Annotated in this window: 8 protein-coding genes; 6 read left to right on the forward strand and 2 right to left on the reverse strand. The window is 62.5% G+C overall.

Features of this window, described 5'->3' with window-relative positions:
• From GZ093_RS00605 to GZ093_RS00630, 6 genes are all read left to right on the forward strand, one after another.
• Positions 1-939 (forward strand): LysR family transcriptional regulator, encoded by a 939-nt coding sequence (locus GZ093_RS00605; protein ID WP_296480569.1) that lies wholly within the window; start codon positions 1-3, stop codon positions 937-939.
• A gap of 37 nt (positions 940-976) precedes the next feature.
• Positions 977-2,032, forward strand: a complete 1,056-nt coding sequence (locus GZ093_RS00610; protein WP_296480571.1) for an FAD-dependent oxidoreductase — start codon at positions 977-979, stop codon at positions 2,030-2,032.
• 13 nt (positions 2,033-2,045) lie between these two features.
• Complete coding sequence (gene gluQRS, locus GZ093_RS00615) at positions 2,046-2,993, forward strand: tRNA glutamyl-Q(34) synthetase GluQRS (RefSeq protein WP_296480573.1); 948 nt, start codon at positions 2,046-2,048, stop codon at positions 2,991-2,993.
• A 179-nt stretch (positions 2,994-3,172) separates the two neighbouring features.
• Positions 3,173-3,544 (forward strand): hypothetical protein, encoded by a 372-nt coding sequence (locus tag GZ093_RS00620; protein ID WP_296480575.1) that lies wholly within the window; start codon positions 3,173-3,175, stop codon positions 3,542-3,544.
• Between the two features lie 194 nt (positions 3,545-3,738).
• A complete protein-coding gene (gene trmB / locus GZ093_RS00625; protein WP_296480605.1) occupies positions 3,739-4,497 on the forward strand; it encodes a tRNA (guanosine(46)-N7)-methyltransferase TrmB in 759 nt (252 codons plus the stop codon).
• Positions 4,498-4,528: 31 nt separating this feature from the next.
• Positions 4,529-5,434, forward strand: coding sequence for a pseudouridine synthase (locus GZ093_RS00630; protein ID WP_296480579.1), 906 nt, complete (start codon positions 4,529-4,531; stop codon positions 5,432-5,434).
• Positions 5,435-5,533: 99 nt separating this feature from the next.
• Here GZ093_RS00630 and GZ093_RS00635 read toward each other — a convergent pair whose 3' ends face one another.
• Together GZ093_RS00635 and GZ093_RS00640 are read right to left on the reverse strand one after the other, a co-directional pair.
• The gene (locus GZ093_RS00635) at positions 5,534-6,133 is read right to left on the reverse strand and encodes a CBS domain-containing protein (RefSeq protein ID WP_296480580.1); all 600 of its coding nucleotides are present in this window, start codon (positions 6,131-6,133) and stop codon (positions 5,534-5,536) included.
• A gap of 245 nt (positions 6,134-6,378) precedes the next feature.
• Positions 6,379-6,927 (reverse strand): GNAT family N-acetyltransferase, encoded by a 549-nt coding sequence (locus tag GZ093_RS00640; RefSeq protein ID WP_296480582.1) that lies wholly within the window; start codon positions 6,925-6,927, stop codon positions 6,379-6,381.
• Positions 6,928-6,998 lie beyond the last annotated feature (71 nt).

Raw genomic sequence — 6,998 nt, forward strand, 5'->3', positions numbered from 1 at the left:
GTGGCCAGCGCCCGTCACGTTCTGACCCCGGACGCGCTGGCCCTGCTGCAAACCATCGCGCAGACCGGCAGCTTTGCCGCTGCCGCCCGCAGCCTCGGGGTCGTGCCCAGCGCCCTGACCTACCGGGTGCGCCAGATGGAGGATGCGCTCGATGTCTTGCTGTATGACCGCAGTTCGCGTCAGGCACGTCTGACCGAGGCCGGCGCCGAGCTGCTGCGCGAAGGCGCACGCCTGCTGGAAGAAATCGACGCCGTGGCGAATCGGGTTAAACGCGTGGCCACCGGCTGGGAGCCGCAACTCACCATCGCGGTCGACAGCATCATCTCCAAAGCCACGGTCATGGAGCTGTGCGCGGCTTTTTTTGACCACAACCCGCCCACCCGCATCAAGCTGCGCGACGAAACCCTGTCGGGCACGCTGGACGCCCTGATCTCGGGCCAGGCCGATCTGGCGCTTGGCGTGAGCGACGCCAACACGCAGGCCGGCATTCACAGCAAGCCACTGGGCGAGGTGAGCTTTGTCTATGCGATGGCACCGCATCACCCGCTGGCCAAGGCCCCCGAATCGCTCAAGGACGAGCTGGTGCGACAGCACCGCGCGGTGGCGGTGGCCGACACCATCGGCCGGGGTGGCGGCATCACCATTGGCCTGTTGGGCGGGCAGGACGTGTTCACCGTGGCCACGATGCAGGACAAGCTCGATGCGCAATTGCGCGGGCTGGGCAGCGGCTTTGTGCCGCAGTGCATGGCGCGCGGATACATTGAGACCGGCCGCTTGGTCGTGAAAAAAATGGAACGCCCGCAAGCGCTGGTTCGGGTCAACTACGCTTGGCGCAGAGTCGCCAAATCACCGCCAGGGCGGGCCCTGCAGTGGTGGCTGGATCAACTTGAGAGCCCCACCACACGCATGGCTTTGCTCGAGCGCCACCGAGGCGTGTAAAGTGCATGACATACAACAATCCCTGGAAACCTCGTTTATGAACCAATCCCGACTCCCCCGCAAGAATATTGCCATCATTGGCGCTGGCATGGCGGGCGTCAGCTGCGCCCGCACCTTGGTGCAGGCCGGGCACCAGGTGACCCTGCTCGAAAAGAGCCGCGACGTAGGCGGGCGCATGGCGACCCGCGACACGCCCTTTGGCACGTTCGACTCGGGTACGCAATATTTCACCGTGCGCGATCCGCGCTTTGCGCGGGCCTTGGCCACCGTGCCGAGCGTGTGCAAAGCCTGGAGTGCCAACACCATTCGGGTGCTTGACGAACATGGGCAGATCGGCACAACGAGCGTGCCGACCGCCGAAACCCATTGGGTACCCACCCCCGGCATGAATGCACTGGTCAAGCGCTGGGCGCAGCCGCTGCTGGAACATAACAGCATCGAACTGGAAACACGGGTAACGCACCTGGACCGCGATGCTGTTCATCCGAAACAGTGGCAATTGCACACCGAGGGCCAGGATGGGTCGCAACATGTGTTTTCTGGCTTTGATGCCGTGCTGCTGGCCATTCCGGCCGAGCAGGCGCGCTTGCTGCTGGAGACCTCGCCCCAAGCCGATGCCCTGGCGCAAAAAATTGACCGGGTCGACGCCGCCCCCTGCTGGACGCTGATGGTGGCGTTTCCTCAGGCCGTGCAGCCGGGTCTGACCACGCTGGGTCCACAGTGGAATGCGGCGCGCAGCACGCACCACCGCATTGCCTGGCTGGCGCGCGAGTCGAGCAAGCCCGGGCGTGGCAGCGTGGAGCGCTGGACCGTGCAAGCCAGCGCCGCCTGGTCGCAAGAGCATCTGCAGGACGATGTCGCTCGGGTGCAAGCCAAACTGCTCAAGGCATTTTCCGAGGTCACCGGCATCCGCGCCGAACCCGCCCATATCGATACGCAACGCTGGCTGTACGCCCAAACGACCAAGCCACTGGGCAAATCGCACTTGTGGGATGCCCGTGCTGGCCTGGGCGTCTGCGGCGACTGGTGCCTGGGCCATCGCGTAGAAAACGCCTTCGTTTCCGGCCTGGAACTGGCGCTGGCCGTGGTCTAAGTTCAGGCAAGGCGTGGTGGCCCGCTATGTAGGGCGCTTTGCCCCCTCGCCCACCGGCCCGCTGCACGCCGGTTCACTGGTGGCGGCGCTGGCCAGTTGGCTTGATGCCCGCGCCCACGGCGGCCAATGGCTGGTGCGCATCGAAGACGTCGACACCCCCCGCTGCGCCCCGGGCATGGACCGTATCATCCTGCAGCAACTCGCCGCGTGCGGCCTGCACCCCGACGCACCGCCGGTGTGGCAATCGCAGCGCACCGGCCTTTATCAGCAGGCGCTGGACCAGTTGGTGGCGCGTGGCCTAGCCTACCCCTGCGCCTGTTCACGCAAGGACATCGAGGCCGCGCTGAATCGTCTGGGGCAGGCGCGCACGCGCCACGGCGAGCTGGTTTACCCGGGCACCTGCCGCACCGGCTTGCACGGCAACCTGGGGCGGGCGTGGCGGCTTCGCACTGATATGTTTAAGAAAAATAGGCCTCTAGCCCCCGTAGAATATGACAAGTTTGCTACTAATGTAGTAGCTAATAACCTCATTCACTGGGCCGACCGCCGCCTGGGGGCCCAACAGCAGGACGTCCAAGCGCAGGTCGGTGACTTTGTCCTCAAGCGCTTTGACGGCTGCTTTGCCTACCAGCTCGCCGTGGTGGTGGACGACGCCGCGCAGGGCGTGACCGACGTGGTGCGCGGCGAGGATCTGGCGGACAACACGGCACGACAGATCCTGCTGCAACAAGCCCTGGGCCTGCCAACGCCGCGCTACCTGCACACGCCTTTGGTGCTGGGTGCCAATGGCGAAAAGCTGTCCAAACAAAATGGTGCGCAGCCTCTGGACGCGTCCGACCCGCTGGCCGCGCTCAACCGCGCCGCCGGCGTGCTGGGCCTGCCCGCCCGGCCTGGCAGCGCGGCCGAGGCATTTGTCGCCTGGGTGGCGGATTGGCGGCGGCGCTACGAGCCGGCTCAGTAGTCGACTTCAGGCGACCGGGTCAGCTTCCCGCGCTCAATCTGGGCCCTTCTCGTCAGCACCTTGATCATTCTCAAGCGTTGGGCGCCATTCCCGACGCACATTCTTAGCGATGGGCCCCACGTCAAGGTGATGCTGGCGCTTGGTTTTCTCGATTGTTTGAAGACGAAATGAGGTGAAACTTGAAAATTGGCAACCACGATCTGACCATCGAAACCGGGCAGGGCCTCACGAGAATGCTCGACGCCATTGGCTGGGGCATTTTCTTCATCTGGCTCGGCATTGCGTTTCTGGCCAACGCCGGCTGGGCTGCAGTCCTCCTGGGGAGCGGCCTCATCATGCTGGGCTCCCAGCTGGCGCGAAGCTACTTTTCCCTGACGGTGAACCGGTTTGGGCTGATGCTCGGGGTCATCATCAGTGTCGCGGGCATTTTTCGATTGCTCGATCTCCAGTTGGACAAGACACCGATCCCGGCCTGGGCCCTGCCCATTTTGTTGATTGTCCTGGGCGTCGCCATTCTGGTGTCGCTGTGGCTGCATTGGCGCCGCGCGTAGACCGGGCATCTCGCGGCAATACGCCGGCAGATCCTGAAGTGGGTCACACCGGTCAAACCCGGAATTCCTAACCGTGGGTCAGACGTCATGAGCTCGCCGCATGAATAGCCGCACAGGCGGCCTCTCTACAATCCTGTCCCGTGAACGATACAAACCCCACCCATCCCGACCCCAAAGCCACTGAAAGCACGCGCGTGCCCCGCATCAGGCGCAGCGCCCCCGAGGGCGTGGCCTATCCGAAAGAAATCAAGAGTTTTGTGCGCCGCGCCGGTCGCACCACGACCGGCCAGGCCAAGGCGTTTGACGACCTGGGGCCTCAATTCTTGTTGCCCTATCAAGCACAAGCTATTGATTTTGTAGCTGCATATGCAGATGCGACGAGGGCTAGAGGCCAAAATGATCTAAATCCGGGGCCAGTGATCCTGGAAATCGGCTTCGGCATGGGCGAAGCCACCGCCCATATCGCGGCCGTCATGCCGGAGAAAAACTTGCTGTGCTGCGAGGTGCACGAGCCTGGTGTGGGTGCGCTGCTCAAGCGCATTGGCGAACAAGGCCTGCGCAACATCCGCATCGTGGCACACGACGCCGTCGAGGTCATCGACCACATGCTGCCGCTGCAAAGTCTGGATGGCGTGCACATCTTCTTTCCCGACCCGTGGCACAAGAAGAAACACAACAAGCGCCGCCTGATTCAGAGCGCCCTCATCGCCAAGCTGGCCGCACGCCTGAAGGTCGGCGGCTACATCCACTGCGCCACCGACTGGCAGCCTTATGCCGAGCAAATACTGGAAGTGCTGAGCAAGGAGCCGTTGCTGAAGAACACGGCCACGCTAACTCACCCAGAACTGGCCGGCTACGCGCCCAAGCCGCATTACCGCCCGCTGACCAAGTTCGAGAACCGCGGCATCAAACTCGGGCACGGCGTGTGGGATCTGGTGTTTGAGCGGATCTAAGGGCCTGCCACCGGCCACCCGCCACGGCCCATTGACCCAATCAACTGGCCATTTTGTGCCGCCCGCGCGCAACGGCGTCGGGCCCAGTTGCATCGGGCTGCCCGCTGGCGCCTGGCCCACCACCCTGGATTTTTTGACTGAGCGCTTTTCCGCCATCAGCCGGGACGTCTGGCACCAGCGCATGGCGCAGGGTGATGTCGTCGATGAGCACGGCGTGCAGCTCGCGCCCCACAGCGCCTACCAAGGCCATCGGCGCGTCTACTACTACCGCGCTGTGCCCAACGAACCCCGCATCCCGTTTGACGAAGTCATCCTGTTCCAGGACGAACAACTGATCGTGGTCGACAAACCGCATTTTCTGCCCGTCATGCCCTCGGGTGGCTACCTGACAGAGACCGTGCTGGTGCGACTGAAGCAAAAGCTGGGCATCGACACGCTGGTGCCGGTGCACCGCATCGACCGCGACACCGCCGGGCTCGTGATGTTCTCCGTGCAACCCGCAACCCGCGCCGCCTACCACGCGCTGTTCAGCCAGCGCAGCGTCAAGAAGACCTATGAAGCGATTGCCCCGTGGCGCGAGGGTTTGGCGCTGCCGATGACGCGCGAAAGCCGCATCGTCGAAGCTGGCCACTTCATGCTGCAACACGAGGTTAGCGGAGCGCCCAACGCCGTCACCCACATTGATGTCTTGCAAGTGCGCGGCGGCCTGGCCCGCTACCAGCTTCAACCCGTCACCGGCAAACGCCACCAGTTGCGCGTCCACATGGCGGCATTGGGTCTGCCGATTCTGGGCGACGGCCTGTACCCTAGCCTCACGCCCGAGGGACAGGTCGACCACGCGCACCCGCTGCAACTGCTTGCCAAACGCGTTGAATTCACCGACCCGGTGAGCGGCCAGCGCAGGTGCTTTGAGAGCCTGCGCGCCCTGACGCTGTAGCACCAGGGCGCACAAGCGTTGTGGCAACGCCGCAGTGAAGCGGTCACGTCTGATCACCCAATATGACGAAACGCTTGTCGGTGACGCCTCGTTGGGCTGTCAGACTCCCGCGATGACCGCTTCAATTTCTGCGAAGGTTCTCGCCATTTCGTGACCGTGTATTTGCACCCCCAACTGACGCGCAATTTGCGAGGCCGAGAATATTCCAAGCAAGTATTGTTTTCCTTCTTTGCCTGCGCCAACCACGATGGCGTGGACCCTGCCATCTGCTTTCAAAGAGGCCACGATGTTCCCCACCGAAGCTTTGTTGACGTCCTCAACATCCAGAGCATCCATCTTGTCGACCGGCACCATCACATCGGCAACGCGCAGTTCGCTGCGCTTGGTTTCACGAGTTTGAGCGACCAGCACGGGCTTTTCCCCGAGGACATCGACGGTCGTGATCACGCCGACGATGTTGTTGGTCTCGCCGACCACAAACAACAACCTCACACCGCGCACCAGCATGGAGTGGTTCGCCTCATCCAAGGACGCGTCTGCGATGATGGTGGCGGAAGGGACCTGAGAAAGGTCGGTCATGACAAGAAGGGCGGCGGAATTGACGTTGACTGATGGCGGATTGAATGCCTCCAGCAAATGACAGCCCTTGGGAGAAACGGATATCTTTGGCAGGGGCCTGAATTGCGCGTCTTCGCTCATGTTTGCACCTTGGAGTAAATGGATTTTTCGATTGGTTTTGGAGGTCTGTCATTGCGTGTCAGCGGTCATTCAGTGCGACATCGGAGCCCGCTTCTTTTGGCACACTCCTTTGCGGCGCTTCACAACCATTTTCAAACGGTCAAACAGAACGCCGAGCGTATCCACGTAATTTATTGTCGTCAACCGGTCCGCATCGGCTTGGCGCTGGATGCGCTGGACATTCCGTTTCCCAACCTGTATCCGCGTCACTTGAGACTCTTGCTCAACACCACGCTTCGATAAACCTTGCCCGACCACTGGACCCAGCTGACTCGACGGTAGCCCAGGCCTTCATAGAGCTCGATGAGGTGAGTTGCCTGCTCCGCAGTGTCCATCGTCATCTCGTGGTATCCGCCGTCGAGCGCCCAGGCTTCGGCGGCCTTCAGCAGCGCACGACCAATTCCGTGCCCTTGCAGTGCTGGCTCGACTGCGAATTGATGCGCCGCGGCGACGCCGGGCCGCGTGAAGTACGCGCACTCGTTGGTCGCATAGGTTGGCTGAGCGACGATGGTTCCCGCGAGCGCACCTGACCACTCTGCAATGAAGCACTGTCCACCACTCATTCTCTTTGCAGTCACGTCGGTCGACTGGTCGACGGCGGTGTAATTCAGGCCCATGTCGCCAAGGCGAGCGTAGGCGCGGTGTAGCAGCAAGGTGATCTCGGTGATTGAGTCGGCGGATGAGAAGGGGCGAATTTGGAGCATGCGAGAGAGGATGATTCTGGTGACGCTGATCGGGATAGGAAGAAGCCTCACGGCCCCTCCCTCCCACACCACCGGACATACGGGTCACGTATCCGGCGGTTCCTTGAAACTTCGTTAATCTC

The organism is Rhodoferax sp., assembly GCF_010365055.1.
Taxonomy (GTDB): Bacteria; Pseudomonadota; Gammaproteobacteria; order Burkholderiales; family Burkholderiaceae_C; genus Rhodoferax.